A 15,419-nucleotide genomic window follows, 5' to 3' on the forward strand; every position below is an offset into this window, starting at 1 on the left:
CTACTTATCCATTTCCTTTAAACGATATAGCCAATCAAGGGCTTGGCGTGGCGTTAGCTTGTCAGGGTCGATTTCCTCTAAAGCGGCTAATACTGGAGATGGTTCCTCTTCCACACTCCCTAAGAAGCTCAGCTGAGCGCTATCTACATGACTCGCATTGGCATTATTGGAGATAACTTCCAGTTCTTTGAGTTTTTGCTTCGCGCGTTTGATCACCTCTTTTGGGACGCCAGCCAGTGAAGCCACGGCTAAACCGTAACTCTTGCTTGCCGCGCCGTCTTGCACATTATGCATAAAGGCGATGGTATCACCGTGTTCAATCGCATCGAGGTGAATATTGACCGCACCTTCCAGCTTTTCCGGTAAGGTGGTTAATTCAAAATAGTGAGTTGCAAATAAGGTCATTGCTTTGATGCGATTAACTAAGTTTTCAGCACATGCCCACGCTAAAGAAAGCCCATCATAGGTAGATGTACCGCGACCAATCTCATCCATCAATACTAAGCTGTGTTCAGTGGCATTGTGCAGAATATTCGCCGTTTCGGTCATCTCTACCATAAAGGTTGAACGCCCAGATGCGAGGTCATCAGAGGCTCCGACGCGTGTGAAAATACGGTCAATTGGCCCAATGACGGCTTTACTGGCTGGCACAAAACTACCGATATAGGCCAGTAAGGTGATCAGTGCAGTCTGGCGCATATAGGTACTTTTACCGCCCATATTGGGACCAGTAATGATCAGCAAGCGGCGTTGGGGAGAAAGGGATAGCGGGTTAGAAATAAAAGGCTCACTAAGCACTTGCTCGACAACCGGATGACGACCTTCAGTAATTTGAATTCCAGGTTTATCTGTTAATTGAGGACAGGCGTAACCAAGGGTGTCTGCACGCTCTGCGAGGGTGGAAAGGACATCCAACTCAGCCAGCGCTTCGGCACTGGTTTGTAACGCGGCTAAATGTGGCAGCAGTATATCAAACAGTTCATCATACAAGGCTTTTTCGATAGCTAGCGCTTTGCCTTTTGATGTCAGGACTTTATCTTCATACTCTTTCAATTCAGGGATAATGTAGCGCTCCGCGTTTTTCAGCGTTTGGGCGACGAACATAATGAATTGGCGTGAGGTGGCTTTGTCCACGACTTACTTGAATGTAGTAACCGTGTACCGCGTTATAGCCCACTTTTAGGGTATCGATACCCAGTTTTTCACGCTCACGAATTTCTAAACGGTCGAGGTAATCTGTTGCACCGTCTGCCAGCGCTCGCCATTCATCGAGTTCGCCGTTGTAACCTGGGGCAATGACACCGCCATCACGAACTAAAACCGGAGGGGCATCAACAATTGCTTTTTCGAGCAAGCTTTGAAGCTCATCGAATTGACCAATACGTTGCGTTAACGCACCGAGGTAGCCGCAATCGGATTTCGCCAGAATTTGGTGAATATCATGATATTGCTGGAATGCATGGCGCATACGCGTTAAGTCACGAGGACGCGCTGAGCGTAATGCGAGGCGAGCGAGCACGCGTTCTAAATCACCAATTTGGCGAAGGAACGGCTGTAACTCAAAGTCGTATTGTTGCAGTGCGCCAATGGCTTGCTGGCGGTTATTCAACACAGTGAGGTTACGCAATGGGGTATGAAGCCAGCGTTTTAGCATACGGCTCCCCATTGGGGTGACACACTTGTCCAAAATCGCGGCAAGGGTATTTTCGGTTCCCCCCGCAAGGTTTTGGGTTAGCTCTAAATTTCGGCGAGTTGCGGCATCTAAAATCACATTATCTTGTTGTTTTTCCATGATAATGCTACGAATGTGCGGCAGTGCAGTTCGCTGAGTATCTTTCACATATTGCAGCAAACAACCCGCAGCCCGTAAGGCTTTATGCGCATTTTCGACGCCAAATCCGATTAAGTCTTTGGTACCAAATTGCAGGTTTAATTGCTGTTTTGCAGTGTCTAATTCATATTCCCATAATGGGCGACGGCGTAAGCCTTTATTAAGTTCAATCAATGACATGCTAGCGAAATCTTCAGGATAAAGTAATTCCGCTGGACGGGTACGTTGAAGCTCGGCTTTTAATGACTCTTCATCATCAATTTCACTGATGATAAAACGACCCGATGCGATATCTAAGGTCGCAAAGCCATACCCTTGGGACTCTTGCCATACCGCTGCCAGTAAGTTGTCTTGGCGTTCATTAAGTAAGGCTTCATCGGTGATGGTACCCGGTGTCACAATGCGCACCACTTGACGCTCAACAGGACCTTTGCTGGTGGCAGGATCACCAATTTGCTCACAAATGGCGACAGATTCTCCCATCTGTACCAATCGCGCTAAATAGTTTTCGGCTGCATGGTGAGGAACGCCCGCCATCGGGATAGGTTGACCTGCAGATTGACCACGCTTGGTGAGAGAGATATCCAGTAACTGAGAGGCTTTTTTAGCATCATCAAAGAACAGTTCGTAAAAATCCCCCATACGATAAAACAGCAAAATATCGGGATGTTGTGCTTTGAGTTTTAAGTACTGCTGCATCATCGGCGTATGGGATTCGAAACTTTGGTTTTCTGTCATGTTTTTAACTTGTTGAATATTTGATGTATTTATGGGCTTTTGACTTTCGGCGTAAACGCTATTTTATCTTGTTGTTAGGGGGAATTCGCGGAAAGTTGAAAGGGCGTTTGCGACCCTCATAGTAGCCCAGTTAAGGGAAAACTTGTACTGCTAATAACGGGGAATTTACCTCAAAATGTTATTGAGTGGTGGGGGAGGACAACAAAATATGCAGCTTACATAGACTTTGGCTATGAATATTCCATGATAAATTCCTCTCTATTACAGGTTACACAGTACTAAAGAAGTCACTTTTCTATTTTAGTGGTATGGCCCTGGCCCCTTATAAAGGGCTAGGACCATGAAGATTAAAAACTCATTTCATAATGCTAATGCAAAAATCTAGTTCACAGATTAACGACTGAATATATAAAATCAATGGAGACAAAGAGTGTTATTAAAATAGTAAAAATATTTAAATATTTTTTATAAACCTCTTTGCTAATACGATCCTGTAATTTTAGTCCTGGTTTTTGTGATTTTATTGCTACCAAGCTTAAGAATATACCAATCAGTATCTCTAACAACCCAAAATTTCCATCGATTCCAAGGATAAATGCTTGGCTGATCTTACTAAATATAAAGCACACATTAAATGCTTGAGACATTACAGCTGGAGAGTACTCGGTATTAGTAAAGTATATTGTTAAAAAAGGAACGGATATATTTACTGCCCCACCCATTATTCCAGCGGTAAATCCAAATAGAAACTGTGAAAGTTTACCTGATAAGTTATATTGCTTTAATTGAAAAAATTTTTTATTGGTTGTCAACACTGCCATTATCAACATGAAAACAAGTATCCCTTTTAAAAATATTTCACTTGAATGAATCAAAATTTTACTGCCCAACATAGTGCCAGCGGTAACACAAGTCGCAATGAAGATGAATTTATTTATTGTTTTCCTCCAATCACTCTTTCGGAAAATAATTATCAAATTCAAAATTATATTTGGCACTATAGTTATAATTACAGCAGTTTTTATATCAGTAAAAGCAGCGATTAAAGGGGTGGATATTAAAGGGAACCCAACACCTATTAATCCATGAATGAATGAAGATAACGCAATAACTAAAATGATAGAGAATATAATCCAAATGCTAAGTTCTGGTGGTAATACTGATGAAATACTATTCAGCATATAAAATACCATTAAATATCTTCTTTGCTGTTGTGATGTTTGCTGCTTTATTTAGAAATATAGCATCATTATCAATTTTTATATTTAGTGTTAATGGCAGGGTACCACTTGGGTGTTCTATTATAAATTTCTCAATATTATTATCTGGTTTAAGATATTCATTTATATTAGTTCCTGGTATTTTAGCAGCAGTAGCCAAAGCTAGTCCTGCTGTGATTCCAAACTGTGGATGACAGAATATAGGATCAATATATCTGGCAGCAACGGTACCACCATCGCTTGGATGTGTAAAAATACAAATTTTTGGTATAGCCATATCTTTGACGTTATCAAATCCCATTAATATCCCTGCTTGAAGGCGTATTTTCAAAAGTTTGCTTTTTAAATCTATGTTATCATCTATTTCTTGCTTTGATTCTAGGCCAGTAAGGCCTAAATCTATTGAGCGTATTATAATAATCGGCATTGCGGCATCAATGCATGTAGTATCTATCCCGCAGATTGTGTCTATTTTTGAACCTGTTGGGAATACCTTTCCGGTAGCTAATCCAATAGCATTTCCAAAGTCTAATTCTATAGGTGAATATTTACGTTGAATACCATCTAATAAAGTATCGCCGGCATATTTAACTGTTCCATTCTCAATGCAGAATGTTGAATTAACAGATGAACCTGTATTTTTATTGTAAATCTTTAATTTAATTTTATCATTATTTATTTTTGGAACTATGATTTTAGCCTCTATTGCATATGGCCCTGCAGCAGCTAACATATTTCCACAATTTGATGAGTAATCAACTTTATTTTCATTGGGTAGCACTTGTGCAAAAGTAAAATCAATATCTGCATTATTATTTGATTTTTTTATAATGGCAATCCTATTCGATGTAAGGCTACCTCCTCCTATTCCATCATTTTGGCAGTCTAATGGAGAGGAAAAAGCTGATAGAAAAAATGAATTTCTTTCTTCAGTGTCTTGAGGTAAATCGCTTTCATTAAAAAAAGCACCTCTAGCAACACCTCCTCTCATTAATATGGTTTTTACTGAATATTTCATTTGATTTTACCTTATCTTTATAAATAATTTGATACTCGAAAACTTTCTGATTGCAGCTCTTGAATTGACTCTTCAATTTTATTCTTGCTAAACGAGTACTTATTTATAGATTTTCCTTGCTCCCTAAAGATGGCTGCATTTTCTTCAAGTAAGTCTCCTCTTTCCATTCCTTTTGTTCTAGGGGTCGAGCCTATTAAGAGTGCTATATCTGCATCAGCAAATGCAATATCATTTACATCCGTCGCCACGATTTTATTTAGTAATGGAAAGGCTGAATCTTCTAATTCAATTACAATGCCCTTTAAGGCTTCCATTCCTTTTGATGTTTCTAAAAGATGCAAATCTATTTTTTGTTCCGAGCCATATAATTCCCCAGCAGCTATTCTAAATGCAATACTTGACCCGATTTTACCAGCTGATCCGGTAATAACTATTTTTATAATATTTTCCATAATTCATCTCTTATTATTTAATCTAATTTTATTCCGTATTGAACTTTTCCATTCAATATTCCATTACCATCCAAATTAAGCCTTCTTAGGTCCCTTAATTCAGATTCTGGATATTTAGTTCTTCCGTGGACAATAGAACCATTGTCAGCAATTAACATTTGATTGTTATGAAGCTGGAATGTCACTACATTATTATTATTTTTAAAAAATTCACATAACTCTTTATATATAGGAGCCACTTCCTCGCTTGGTGTTATCTCTGCTGCACCATCTGGAAATCGGAATCTAATTTTAGATCTACCGTTATGTAGATCATAAATCGGTGCTAATGTTTTTTGTGAATTTCTTTTAATTTCAATCGCATCTTTAGAATGAACCAAATGATATGTATCTGGAAATTTTTCTTTTATATGTATGTAAGCAGCCTGCGCACTAGCAATAATCGATAAGCCGCCAACTTTAGATGCGATATTACATTGAAGAGCTAGAATATTCCCAGGAGATGATGAAAAAGAACCATCTGTGTGTAGCAGATGTTCTGAATTTGTAGAATCAAGATGCCCTTTTAACGGATTAAATGAATTTATAGGAACAACGCCATTAGAATCTGCTCTAGGGTGTGATTTTGGATTACCAAATAAAAATTTAAGATGTAGGAATTCGTCTAGTTGAATTTTATTTTCACCAAAGTCAACAATGGTAAATCCATATTGGTTCAAACAATCAACCAAAGCATTTAGTTTATCAAAGGAAATATTTATTAAAGAATCAATGTTAATCTGTACTTTTGATACATCAAAACTAAAGTCAAAAGGGAATTTATTATTTCTATTAATGAAGATCATATATATATCAGTATGTTGATTGAAATGGGGGTTTGTGTTAATTGAATATTAGTTATATGTGACTTTCACATTGAATGTCAACTCTGAAGTTAATAAATATTTAATTGAATTGACATGAGGTGTTTATTGCTGCGATTAATTAAACTAGATTGTATTTAAATTTTTTCATGAGGAATAAATTAAATTAATTTAATTTCAAATAAGTGTTTTTTTTGAGACTTCGAAGGTTTCTTCTCATACGTTGATGAATTAATTAATCGATTGAATTAATTTTAACTAAATGTATAAAACGGGATGTTGAATTAAATTCTAATAAAATGAGAACTTCATGGCACTCACTTTCCTTTAAATTTGAGAGGCTATTATGAAAAGCCTCCTCTTTAAAAAAGATTCTTCTGTGGGCTTGTCATCCCTAGAAATGTTAATCGCATTACAGGTGGGCGAAACTTAATTGAACTCATGATGAATGTTATAACCCATTATTATGGTTCATAATGATGAGTGTGTATTCAACATTTCCAACGCTAACTCGATCCATGTCGTAGCCCGACGACTTGGATGGGATTCTTTTAATGCAGGCTTAATATGGTTTCATCCAAGCTGTTAGCTGCAACTTGAAAGCTCTAGGGTATATGGTATCGTACGCGTCAGAAATACCTTTAAGAGAGCCCGTCACGGTGGAAAAAAAGAAAACCTTCCCGCAGCAGAAAAGCGGCTTACACCCGCGTAACCGTCATCGCTCGCGCTATGATTTCCCAGCACTGATCGCCAGTTGCCCGGCACTGGAGCCGTTCGTCAAACCGAACGCTTGGGGTGACATCTCGGTAGATTTTGCCGATCCTACGGCGGTTAAAATGCTTAACCGTGCGTTGCTGCAACATTTTTATGGCATCGAACATTGGGACATTCCTGCCGGTTATTTGTGCCCGCCGATCCCTGGGCGTGCCGACTATTTACACCATCTGGCTGACCTGCTGGCGACCAGTAACGGCGGCGAGATCCCTCGTGGTAAAGGCGTGGCTATCCTTGATGTGGGCGTTGGCGCCAATTGTATTTATCCTATCATTGGCCTGCGTGAGTACGGCTGGCGTTTTACCGGTTCGGAGGTTGAACCAGTATCACTCAATGCGGCCAAAATGATCGTGGAGATGAATCCGACGCTGAGAAACAGCGTGCGTCTGCGTTTGCAAAAACAACCCGAATTTATTTTGAACGGTATCATCGGCGTGGCGGAGAAATTTGATGCCACAATGTGTAATCCTCCGTTCCATAGCTCTGAACAGGAAGCGCAAGCCAGCACCCGCCGCAAACTGCAAAAGCTGGGTAAAGGCGAGGTGGCCGACACGCCAGTACAGAACTTTGGTGGAAAAAATAAAGAGCTATGGTGTGAAGGCGGTGAAGAAGCCTTTGTACGTAAAATGGTAGAGGAGAGCGTGAGCCTGGCGAAAAACTGCCTGTGGTTCACCTCGTTGATTTCTAAAAGCGCGACCTTGCCTTCGATTTATCACGCGTTGAAGCAAGTGGGTGCGGCCGAAGTTCGCACCATTGAAATGGCGCAAGGGCAAAAAATCAGTCGCTTCGTGGCCTGGACATTCCACGATGCGCAACAGCAGGCCGAATGGGCGGCAGAACGCTGGTGTTAATTTCTCTGGTGTCGGTTATTTAACCGGCACCGATAAAATCTCGCATTTTTCTTTCAATTTCTACATGTCGCGTTATTCTCAATATGTCTTCCTAAAACAAGCTTGTCTAACTTAAAGGTATCTATCAAGTCGGTGTCTGTCAGTTATAATCCATTGTAATAGTTCATAATTATGGGCGTGTATTCAGCATTTTTAACGCTAACTCATTCCATGCTATTGCTCGGCGGCTTTGATGGGACTCTTTTAATGTTGCCAGTGCTAGCTCATAGGCAAGAATAGGCTCTGTGATTGGAATAATGGAAAGCCCCTCAATATGGTTCTTTTTCCACATACTTTCAGGGAGTAAGGTAATACCGACACCTGCGCGCACCATCGCCATCACGAGATCTAAATGCCCACTACGTCCTGCAATAATCGGTTTTTTGCCATAGATCCCGCAAGCACTCACAACTAATTCATTAATTCGGAAGCTATCTTGAAAAAAGATAAAAGGCTCATTCAGAAGTTCTGCAAATTTAACACTATTTTGGGTGGCTAATGGATGTTTATCGCTCGCTAATAGCATCAATCGGTCGGTAGCAAAGCGGTATAAATTAAATCGTTGCCCATCAAATGGTGACATTACCGCTGCCGTTTCTACATCTCCTTTGAGCATGGAATTCATCATATGGTTTGAACTTAATTCGATGATCTGCAACTCAACCTGAGGATATTTCTGACTAAATGCCATGATGATATCGGCAAAATAGGTTGAGGCGATTACAGGTGGTAAACCAACTTTCAAAACTCCAGTGAGTGGACCCGATTTGTCTTTTAGTGCGTTATTAAGAGTGTCGAACTGCGCCAAAATTTGCTGCGCATGACGGAATAAAATCTCACCATCATCGGTTAGTTTGACGCCATCGGTTTCTCGGATCAGTAAGGTCACTTCAAGTTCTTGCTCTAACTTTTGAATGCTGCGGCTGATTGCAGGCTGGGTGACGCATAATTTATCCGCCGCTCGGCTAAAGTTATTTTCTTGTACCACTTCGACAAAATAGCGTAACCCTCGAATATCCATCGTGACCTCTATTACATTTTGTTATAGCAATAATGATTATAAATAATTTCCGCTAATGCAATATTAGGACTAGTAATAATACAAGGCTGAACAATCAGCATAAATTATTATTGGGAATGATATTATGAAAACTGTTATCGAATATGTTCTTGAACGCTTGCAAGCGCTGGGTATCAACGAAATTTTTGGGGTTGCGGGGGACTACGCTTTTCCTATTGAAGATGCGGTTTGTGAAAGTGACTCATTGCGTTGGATTGGTAATTGTAATGAGTTAAATGCCGCTTATGCCGCAGATGGTTATGCAAGAATCAAAGGTGTTGCCGCACTTTCGACAACCTTTGGTGTGGGTGAACTCAGCGCATTGAATGGTCTTGCGGGGTCTTATGCTGAGCATTTGCCCGTCTTTCATCTAGTGGGCATGCCTGCGAGTGGCGTCCAGAAAAATCATCGTCTTGTTCACCACACTTTAGGCAACGGTGATTTTGATGTGTTTTATCAAATGAGCCAACATTTGAGCTGCGCCCATGCGATATTGACGCCAGAAAATTGCATTGATGAAACCGAGCGATTAATTGCAACAGCCCTAAAAGAGCGTCGTCCTGTCTATATGGGATTCCCATCTGATTACGCAGTGATGCCTGTCATTGACAATGGAAAACATAAAAAAATTGAGCCACAGAAAAGTGATACGCAGTCACTCAATGCAGCAGTAAATGCCATTTTAGATAAACTTAATGCCAGCCAAAAAGCCTGTATTATTCCGGGGATTCTGACGGCGCGCTTAGGGTATTCGGATGATGTGCAGGCAATTATTGATAAGACAGGCCTGCCGTATGCCACGATGTTTATGGATAAAAGTATTGTGAGTGAATCTAACCCGACGTATATGGGAATCTATAATGGCAAATTAATGAATGCTCAAGTTGGGGAGTTTGTTGAAAGTTGCGACTGTATTTTAGGCATTGGCGCGGTATTAACTGACTTTAACTCCGGCAGTTTTACGGCATCTATCTCTACTGAGCAACGTATTAATATTTTAGCGGATCAGGTGAAAGTAGGTTCTGCGGTTTACCCAAATGTGATGATGAAAGAGGTATTGGATAAATTGCAAACATTAGCACCTTCGTTAAAACATCAAGGTATTGCAGCTCAAGGATTGGGTGAGCCTCGACAAGGCGATAATGGTCAAATTACCGCACAATATCTGTATCCGCGTTTAGAGAAAATGTTCAAGGAACAGGATATTGTGATGGCCGAAACAGGAACTGCATCAATGGGTTTAGGTTTTGCTTTACTGCCTAAAGATGCTCAGTTTCATAACCAAACATTATGGGGTTCAATTGGTTGGGCAACGCCAGCGGCATTTGGTGCAGCAATAGCAGCACCCCATAAGCGCGTGATCTTAGTGACGGGGGAAGGTTCACACCAATTAACAGCGCAAGAAATTAGTCAGTTTGCACGTTTTGGATTAAAGCCGATTGTTTTTGTACTCAATAATGATGGTTATTTAATTGAGCGATTATTATGTAAAGAGCCTGAAGCATACTATAACGACTTACCGCAGTGGAATTATGCACAATTGCCAGCTGCATTAGGTTGCACTGATTGGTATTGTCAAAAAGTCACCACTTGCGATGAGTTAGATGCTGTCATTAAACAAGCGGAAGTCGCGGATTCAGCAGCCTATATTGAGATAGTCATGGATAGGTATGCCTCTTCTGATCTGGCCAAAAAATTAGGTAAGTCAGTGGCATCGTTATATTCGTTTTAGCATCAGACTGGGACATATTTTTAGTACTGATTTAAAACGTCAGAAATCGCATAAATAAAAGCAATTTATGCTAAGTTTCACACGATATTAAATTTGATATTCATCGCTACATTCTTTATTTTAATAGGTAAATATAGTCTTATATTATCAGGAAATTAATATTCTTTTAACGATGCTCATAATTTCATTCTCTAAAAAAGAATGTAATTAAATGAAGGCGTTATTTTAATAAAAGGTGATGTTGATGAATAAATTAAAAATTGCATTGGTTTCTTTGATGTTTTTAAGTCCATTTGCGATGAGTGCAACTGAGATTAATTATGTTCAGTCCATGGAAATGAAATTAGTTGGCAATATTAATATCGTAATGAATGCAGCGACCACAACGGATTATGTTAATGCGGTTTCACAAAAAGCGGATGAAGCGGGCGCAAAATACTTTATTATTACCTCAGTGAACTCTGAAGGTGAAGGTAACGATATTTCAATCAATGCTAGCTTATACAATAAATAGTCTATATTTATATTTTATGCGTCGTGATCCCCTGCACTTAAGTTGTCGTTAAGTGCAGTTTTTTTATGTGCCATTCGTTTTAGCCGTAAGGCTCCCACCTTATTGAATGACCAAGAATACAAGCAAAAATTTAATTTTATCTGTGTTAAGATTTTAGCTAAAGATATCCATTATCAGTTGTTCAGGAAGGGATCTCGGTCTTATGTCTGAAGTATTAACTCAGTGGTTAATGGAATATGGCTATTGGGCCGTATTTCTTGGCGCGATGCTCGAAGGGGAAACGGCTGCTTTTCTATCGGGAGTGGCCGCACATAATCAATTACTCTCTTATCCTTTGACGATGTTATTTGCCGCGCTTGGTGGTGTCGTCAGTGACAATGTGCTTTTTTTTGTCGGGCGTTATGCTGGTGCTCGGGTATTACCTAAATTTCAAAAACATCAGAGTAAGATTGTACGGGTTCAGCAGTTAATACAACGCCATGAAAATTGGATTATTATTGGGATCCGCTTTGCGTATGGAATGAGAACTGTTGGACCGATTATTATTGGTGCCAGCAAGGTAAATCCACTCAGATTTTTTGCATTAAATATCCTTGGCGGCGCCATTTGGGGATGCTTGATTGTTTCTATCGGTTACTTTGTTAGCTCTCTTATCTTTGCGCTCCCATTTCACCCGCATTTCTCTTGGCTAGCTATTATTGTATTGGTGATTGTTGGAGTTTGGTGGATCCGCAGGAGGCGACGCTGAGGATCTCTCCGTTTATGATTGTGAGCCTCCGTAGCCTAGGGGGCTAAGTGTCATTATTTTAGATGTTTTGGTATCTCAGCCTTGATCATTTTTCCCATTGCTCGCAGTAAATCTGAGGCTTCATATCTATCCGTGATGATTTCAATATAAGCCGCAGTATCTATTCTTTCGAGTGTATTGAGAACTCGGTTGAGTTCATCGCAAGTGGTAACTTTCTGACAATACCAATTTTTGCATCCAAGAGCAGCGGGAAGCTGGGCATAGTTCCAGGGGTGGACATCGTTGTAATAGGTCTCGGGTTCATGGCAGAAAAGGCGCTCAATTAAATAACCATCATTATTGAGAACAAAAATCAGTGGTTTCAGCCCCCAGCGGGCAAATAAACTAATTTCTTGCGCTGTCAATTGATGGGAGCCTTCGCCGGTAGCCAAGATCACTCGCCGGTGAGGTGCGGCAAGTGCTGCTCCTAGTGCCGCAGGGGTTGCCCAACCAATCGACGCCCATAGGGATTGAGTTTGAAAAGAAACTTCTTTAGGAAGAAGTGCAAAGCCTAGCCCCATGGAAAATGTCCCAGTATCCGCTATCACGATGTCATTTTGCTTAATGAATTTTTCAAATCGCGGGTATAAGTAATGACTAGTTATTTTTCCGTTATCATTGCTGGTTGGTTCGCCTAAGCCGTGAACTTTTATTGAGTTACTCGGAATAAATGTCAGGATATCTTTTAGCTCAGAAAGTAGCTCATAGATATAGACATCAGAATAGACCGTTGAATCTATAACCACATAATTATCCATTATATGGATCATATTATTGGCGTGAAGATCTGCGGTGAAAAACCCTGTATTCACATCACTCATTACTGCGCCAATATTTATAATACAATCGCAGCTATCAATAAACTCAGCAATGGTAGGATTCATTAAATGCCCACTGTACATGCCTATATATTGTGAGTAGGTTTCATTTAAAACGCCTTTATCCATAAACATGGTGGCATAAGGTAATTGAGTGACTTTAATAAATGCTTCTGCTTCTTTGACTAAATCAAACCGTGATATGAGTGAACCCAGTAAGGCGCATGGAGATTCGCTGTGGCTGAGTTTATTGACTATCAAACTGATGACTTTTTTTAAGTTATCAGGACGACTACTGGGTAATGTGAGCGGTCTGATGTTCTGTACAACGATGCGTTTTATTGCTTGATCAGCCGGAATGCCAATATAAACTGGGCGTCTTTGCGCAAAAGCTTGAGTTATTAAACGGGTCATTTCACTGACACAGTTTTCTGGTGTCAAAATCGCGTGAGCACACGAAAAGGATTGAGCGACTTTGTAAAATACCTCGAAATCACCATCGCCTAAAGTGTGGTGCATAATAGCCTGATTTTCTTGGATATGGCTGGCAGGCATACCGACTAAATGAAAAATAGGTAATCTTTCTGCATAAGCCCCTGCAATGCCATTTAATGCACTGAGCTCTCCAACTGCGAAAGTAGTGGCAAGCGCTGCGGCGCCTTTTAAACGGGCATAGCCATCTGCAGCATAGGCGGCATTTAATTCATTACAGTTTCCTATCCAACGTAAATTTGGGGAGGCGCAGACGGCATCATTAATAGGAAAGGCATAATCACCTGCAACACCAAAAATATCATTAATGCCGAGAGACTGTAATCTGGATAAAACATGCTCAATGACGGTTTGGATCATGTAATTTCTCCACGTTGGTATAAAACTAACCGATAATCATTGGTTTTATTTTTATTTTTCAAACAATTATTTCAATATATATATATATAGATAATAGTAGATGGAATAACCAAGAGGAGAGCATTTTTTTTATTAGAAGTGATAATAAAAAGAGTTATTAAGAGGGAAATTGGATAAAAAAGATGATAAAAGGCATAAAAAAGGCATTCAAGAGAATAAATTTAGTCTTTTGAATGCCATAGAGTAAATTAAAATTAGCGTTGTGCTGCGGTTACCATGATTTCAACGAGTACTTGATCTCGAGCCATATTCGCTTCAACAGCGGCACGAGCAGGGCTAAATTCAGCTGGCATCCAATTTTCCCAAACGGTATTAAAGTCAGCAAAATCACGCTTCATGTCTTTTACCCACACTTGAGCTGATAAAATACGGGTTTTATCGCTATTGCTAGCAGCTAATAATGTGTCAATTTTGTTTAATACATCTTGGGTTTGAGCGGTAATATCTCCGGTTAAATCTGTAGGCACTTGTCCAGATAAGTAAACTAATCCAGCATATTCAACGCTGTCTGCTAAGCGTGGTTTTGGGTTATTACGTTTAATGGACATTAATTACCTCGTTAATCCTTCTAATGAAATAGGGGAGCGTTGCTGGGTAATGAGCTGAGTTAATATCTCTGCGCTACCCGCTGCTAATGTAAAACCTAAACTGCCGTGACCCACATTGAGCCATAAGTTGCTGTGTGTAGTTTTGCCTAACATTGGTGGTCCCTTTGGTGTTGACGGACGTAAACCGCACCATGTTTCAGCTTTATCAATTTTAGGTAAATCCGGGAATGTTTTTTTAATAATATTTTTTAATGCAGAAATTCTGTTTTCTCGTAATCCAAATTTGTCATAACCAATATCGACCATAGCAGCGATGCGTAATTGATCATTTAGTTTGGCGTAGACAATTTTATTGCCGTAGTCGGTCACGCTAAGTTTAGGAACGATATGTGCCATTTGTGGATATTCCACACTGAGGCTATAGCCTTTTAAACCGAGAATTGGCACATCAATGCCAAGGGGTTTTAATAACTCACGGCTACCATTACCTGCGCAAATTACCACATCGTCTGCTTGAATTGAGCCTTGATTTGTTTCTACACCCGTAATGGTATTGCCAAGTTTAATAAAGGATTTGACCGAGTGCTCAAGGCATAATGTAAATTGCGGCTGTGTTGATAAATAAGCCAGAATATTTTTGCAGAATAAATAACAATCAGCGGTTTCATCATCGGGGGCGTAAATCGCACCCACTAACTCTGATTGAATATTTTTTAATGCAGGCTCTAACTCAACGATTTCATTGGCATTCAAAACTTTTTGAAATTCCTTATCTACGGTTTCACTGGCTTTTTTAAAGCTAGATTGTTCGCGATGGATAATTAATTTTCCTGATTTTTCCCAAGCGAAATCGGCAATATCACCATTCATACGCCACGTATTCATGACATTTTGACTGAGTAGTGATAATCGTAATAAATGAGCGCCATTAATTTTATTGGAGGTGCGGTTACAGGCTAAGGTGAATTGGGTCATCCAAGAAAGCTGCTGTAATGTAAAATCGATTCTTAAATTTAATGGGGAATCATTTTTACCCATCCAGCGTAAGCCTTGTAATGGAACGCCTGCATCTGCAAGCGGCGAAACATAGCGATAACTTAATTGTCCGCCATTGGCAAAGCTGGTTTCCATGCCAACGCCAGAATCAGATTCAATTAATGTGACTGTTTGACCCGCTTTAATTAAAGCATATGCGGTACTTAATCCAATCACTCCAGCACCAATCACTACCACATGTTTAGTCATAATATTCCGCAACCAAT

At 40.0% G+C, this 15,419-nt stretch carries 12 protein-coding genes and 1 pseudogene; 4 read left to right on the forward strand and 9 right to left on the reverse strand.

From position 1 onward, the window contains the following. The 5 genes and pseudogenes from mutS to GKR71_RS10505 form a co-directional block, all read right to left on the reverse strand. Positions 1–2,569, reverse strand: a pseudogene (gene mutS, locus GKR71_RS10485) (DNA mismatch repair protein MutS). A 386-nt stretch (positions 2,570–2,955) separates the two neighbouring features. Then, positions 2,956–3,750: a sulfite exporter TauE/SafE family protein gene (locus tag GKR71_RS10490; protein ID WP_195848345.1), complete on the reverse strand. Its 795-nt coding sequence runs from the start codon at positions 3,748–3,750 to the stop codon at positions 2,956–2,958. Beyond that, entirely contained in the window at positions 3,740–4,807 is a 1,068-nt protein-coding gene (locus tag GKR71_RS10495; RefSeq protein ID WP_154634263.1) for a PrpF domain-containing protein, read from the reverse strand. Before GKR71_RS10495 ends, GKR71_RS10490 begins: the two co-directional genes overlap by 11 nt. Positions 4,808–4,824: 17 nt before the next feature. Beyond that, positions 4,825–5,259, reverse strand: coding sequence for a lactate/malate family dehydrogenase (locus GKR71_RS10500; RefSeq protein ID WP_154634264.1), 435 nt, complete (start codon positions 5,257–5,259; stop codon positions 4,825–4,827). A gap of 17 nt (positions 5,260–5,276) precedes the next feature. Next, the gene (locus GKR71_RS10505) at positions 5,277–6,104 is read right to left on the reverse strand and encodes a TauD/TfdA family dioxygenase (RefSeq protein ID WP_154634265.1); all 828 of its coding nucleotides are present in this window, start codon (positions 6,102–6,104) and stop codon (positions 5,277–5,279) included. A 677-nt stretch (positions 6,105–6,781) separates the two neighbouring features. On the opposite strand from GKR71_RS10505, the gene rlmF reads away from it, so the two are divergent. Then, the gene (rlmF, locus tag GKR71_RS10510; RefSeq protein ID WP_230085064.1) at positions 6,782–7,747 is read left to right on the forward strand and encodes a 23S rRNA (adenine(1618)-N(6))-methyltransferase RlmF; all 966 of its coding nucleotides are present in this window, start codon (positions 6,782–6,784) and stop codon (positions 7,745–7,747) included. Positions 7,748–7,916: 169 nt separating this feature from the next. On the opposite strand, the gene GKR71_RS10515 is transcribed toward rlmF, so the two are convergent. Beyond that, positions 7,917–8,807 (reverse strand): LysR family transcriptional regulator, encoded by an 891-nt coding sequence (locus GKR71_RS10515; RefSeq protein ID WP_154634266.1) that lies wholly within the window; start codon positions 8,805–8,807, stop codon positions 7,917–7,919. A gap of 124 nt (positions 8,808–8,931) precedes the next feature. On the opposite strand from GKR71_RS10515, the gene GKR71_RS10520 reads away from it, so the two are divergent. The 3 genes from GKR71_RS10520 (at position 8,932) to GKR71_RS10530 (ending at position 11,840) form a co-directional block, all read left to right on the forward strand. Beyond that, positions 8,932–10,578 carry an alpha-keto acid decarboxylase family protein gene (locus GKR71_RS10520; RefSeq protein ID WP_154634267.1) on the forward strand — a complete coding sequence of 549 codons (1,647 nt, stop codon included), beginning with the start codon at positions 8,932–8,934 and terminating at the stop codon, positions 10,576–10,578. Between the two features lie 244 nt (positions 10,579–10,822). Then, a complete protein-coding gene (locus tag GKR71_RS10525; protein ID WP_108478370.1) occupies positions 10,823–11,092 on the forward strand; it encodes a DUF1471 domain-containing protein in 270 nt (89 codons plus the stop codon). A gap of 202 nt (positions 11,093–11,294) precedes the next feature. After that, positions 11,295–11,840 carry a DedA family protein gene (locus GKR71_RS10530; RefSeq protein ID WP_036955717.1) on the forward strand — a complete coding sequence of 182 codons (546 nt, stop codon included), beginning with the start codon at positions 11,295–11,297 and terminating at the stop codon, positions 11,838–11,840. A 53-nt stretch (positions 11,841–11,893) separates the two neighbouring features. Here GKR71_RS10530 and GKR71_RS10535 read toward each other — a convergent pair whose 3' ends face one another. From GKR71_RS10535 to GKR71_RS10545, 3 genes are all read right to left on the reverse strand, one after another. Further along, positions 11,894–13,549, reverse strand: coding sequence for an alpha-keto acid decarboxylase family protein (locus GKR71_RS10535; protein WP_036955708.1), 1,656 nt, complete (start codon positions 13,547–13,549; stop codon positions 11,894–11,896). A 254-nt stretch (positions 13,550–13,803) separates the two neighbouring features. Further along, positions 13,804–14,157 carry a RidA family protein gene (locus GKR71_RS10540; RefSeq protein WP_036955705.1) on the reverse strand — a complete coding sequence of 118 codons (354 nt, stop codon included), beginning with the start codon at positions 14,155–14,157 and terminating at the stop codon, positions 13,804–13,806. Between the two features lie 3 nt (positions 14,158–14,160). After that, positions 14,161–15,402 (reverse strand): D-amino acid dehydrogenase, encoded by a 1,242-nt coding sequence (locus GKR71_RS10545; protein WP_154634268.1) that lies wholly within the window; start codon positions 15,400–15,402, stop codon positions 14,161–14,163. Positions 15,403–15,419 lie beyond the last annotated feature (17 nt).

The organism is Providencia sp. wls1922 (assembly GCF_009706505.1).
GTDB classification, from domain to species: Bacteria; Pseudomonadota; Gammaproteobacteria; order Enterobacterales; family Enterobacteriaceae; genus Providencia; species Providencia lanzhouensis.